The sequence below is a fragment of the Treponema sp. genome (assembly GCF_051883275.1).
Lineage (GTDB): Bacteria > Spirochaetota > Spirochaetia > Treponematales > Treponemataceae > Treponema_D.
Map to the genome: position 1 here is coordinate 1 of NZ_JBJETK010000045.1, position 3,109 is coordinate 3,109.

Here is a 3,109-nt window from a genome sequence, read left to right on the forward strand (position 1 = left end):
TTTTCAATTTCTTTCTGAGCGTTTTGATATTCTGAATCAACAGTTTCACATTCTGCGACAATTTCTTTTTGCACGTCGAGAGGTGGAAGAGGAATGCTAAATGATTTTAAATCATCAGCATAAACATGAGGCTGGGCTGCTCCTTTTTGCAAATGAAATACAAGTGTCTGATATGCTTTCAGAACATTAAACAAATACTTCGTAGTTAATTCATCTTTTGCAAGAATTGTTGAACAATCAGATGCAAAAATAGGCTCTTTCCAAAAATTTACAAAACCGGCATTTGCTCCACTTGCACTTACAGTTATTATATTTGCAGGTCGATTTGCTATATTGTGCATATAAGCATAATCAATTCCTCCTGCAACAACTTTTATATTTCCTTTTTGTATATCAGCAGATGTAATTGATTTGCCTTTCTGAATTTCTGCAATTTCTCCTAACTTCACCATCGGATATTTGCTTTCAATCTGCACCGCTGTGTTCTGCACGCTTGTCTTTATCGCCTTGTCAAAAGTTGTGCGGCTAAAGTCAATCATATCTTTTAGCGAATAGTTTTCGATGTATTTGCCGTTTCGGTATATTCCTAAAAACGTGTCCTTTACATAGCGGGCTATGCTTTGTTCTTCATCGTAAACATTGTATAAAAGTCCGCAGGAATTTTGCGGCGTGCTGCTTTTGATTTTTATGCCCTCGTCGCCTTTGCGGTTGCTCCAGCTGTAGCCCAAAAAGGCTTCCTGTTCGGCGTTGTCGGCTGGAGCCGTTACCACGAGTGTCTGCTGTCTGTAAACGAGCGCAAAATAATAAATCTTTTCTTTTTCAATCTGCACGGCATAATCATAAAAAGCCTTGTTCAGTTTATCTTCTTTAAGTTTTTTAAAATCTGCGCTTTCTTCAAACTCTTTTACATACATTCCAAAATAAGAATGTGACTTGTGCTGTGTATAATCTTCTGTATTGCAGACTGATTTTATAAACGCAAGGTATTCTTCTTCTGAAACGTTTATTTTATTGCAGTAGGAGTCAAAAATATTTTTGTCGCTTGTTATTTTAAGCTCTTTGTTTTCGAAAATTGCAGTTACATTGTCTTTTACAATTTCACTTATTACAGGCGGTTCGCTGTTCTTCTTCAAAAAAAGTGCAACTGTATTTGTTCCTGTTGCGCCAAATGTCTTGCTTCCAAACTGTACGATTGCGTGAACGGCAAAGTTTTTCAGGATTTCTTCGCGCGCTTTTATGTAGCTTGTGCTTGAATTGCTCAAAATTGAACTTGGCAAAATGACGGCGGCTATTCCGTTTGGTTTTAAAAGCTGGGCAATGCGTTCTACAAAAAGCGTTTCAATTTCTTTTCCGTCTTTTGAAATAATGCCAAAAATTTTAAGCTCGTTGTGTTTTAGTTCAAGATGATTTTTAAACGCACTTACGCTGTACGGCGGATTTGCCACAAGAATGTCAAACTGTCCGTTTTCAATCACGATTTTTTCTCTGTGATTGTCAAGACCGTCGCCAAAAACAATGTTTCCGTTGTCTGCTCCGTGCATAAACATAGAAATTTTGCTTACACGGGCAAGGCGGTAGTCTTTTTCTATTCCAAAAATACAGTCGCGCTCCCAGCCTTTTTCTGCCTTTAGTCCGAGTTCCTTTATTTTTTCGTTTATTTCGCGGAAGCCTTCTGTCAAAAAGTGCCCTGCTCCACAGGCATAGTCTATTACTTTTGGATAGCGGACTTCATTTGTCAGGTCATCTACTATAATACTTTCAAGCGGCAGGCATTTCCATATAAAACAGGTAATCGGAATAGGCGTAAAAAACTGACCTTCATTCTGCTTGAACCCTTTGTTTAAAAGCTGTTCGAACATATCGCCCAAAAGCTGAAGCTCGTTTGAGTCAATAATTCTGTACTTTTGAAAAAGTTCTACCATTTCAACAAGGATTTTTCCGTTCTGGTAAAAAAGTTTTTCATTGTGAACATCTTTAAATGTAAAATCGTTGTTTGTATAAAATTTAAGTTTTGTTATTGTTTTGTTCAGTTCGGCTTCCAGCTGCTTGCGGTTTTCTTCGAGTTCTTTTTCCAATACGTTTTTTACATAGTCGTCTGCTACATAAAAAACTTCCTCTCCCATAAACTCTTTCATTCCCTTGTAATGAAGTTTCTGCAATCTGTCCTGCATTTTCTGATAGGTGTCTGTTCCTGTTTTGTACTGAAATTCAACTTCACTATCCAGAGTTTTTGTTTTTTCGTCATAGAGTTTTGCAATAAAAAGTGCAATCAGACGGTTAAAGGCATTTTCCTTGTCGCTTACATTGTTGTGGCGCAAAATCTCTTCAAACTGATTTACGATTTTATTATCGCGGCTGAAATCTACAAGGCGTTTCTTTTTGAGCGGAAGCACGCCGATGTCATAAGCTACAGTTTCATCGTCAAAAATAATGTCGCCAAAGAATTTCTGTTCATAAGTTTCTTTCCAGACTTCAAAAAGTTCTTGTGCTGTAGGGGCATCTTTATAAAGCTTTAATGTTTTGTCATTTTTTGCAAGTTCGATAATGTTGGCATCGTCAGAACAGTTTACGGTTGATATGTCAGAATTGATTTTCTGTTTTTCATTGTCAAAATCGCTTGCATACAAAACAAGCCATTTTGTTGCCTTGGACTGCTGCCAGTATGAAAAAAGCTGTCCGCCGTCGGCTTTCATATTGGAAAGTTCTTTTTTGTATTCTGCGCCGGCTGTCTTACATTCAATAATGCACAGATACGGAGAGTTGTCTTTGTTCTTTACGCAGATGTCTGCCTTGCCGCTTTTTCCACCATGACCTAAAGACCAGCGCGGCTCAAGTTCAATATGTTCAGGTCTGTAGCCTTTTTGTAAAAGCCGTGCGACACATTCAAACACGACAAAATTTTCCGGGTGCGCAAAATTGCTTGTCGTTCCGTCGTTTACTTCAAAACCTTTTTCCGTGGGATAAATGAGTTTTTGTTTTGTAAAATCCGCTTTGAGGTCGCAGTCTACTGTTTCAAAGTGTTTTGTGTATATATTGTTTTCGTTTGTAAATCCAAGAATTTCAAGAACGTTTTTAAATGTTTCAAGTGTAATCAAAATAAAATCTCCAT

The 3,109-nt window shown here is 37.6% G+C and carries 1 protein-coding gene; it reads right to left on the bottom strand.

Annotation, left to right across the window (positions count from 1 at the left end; all coding sequences use genetic code 11):
- A partial coding sequence (locus ACI4L0_RS06640) for an N-6 DNA methylase (protein ID WP_439799387.1) occupies positions 1-3,095 on the bottom strand: 3,095 nt, incomplete at its 3' end.
- Positions 3,096-3,109: the final 14 nt, after the last annotated feature.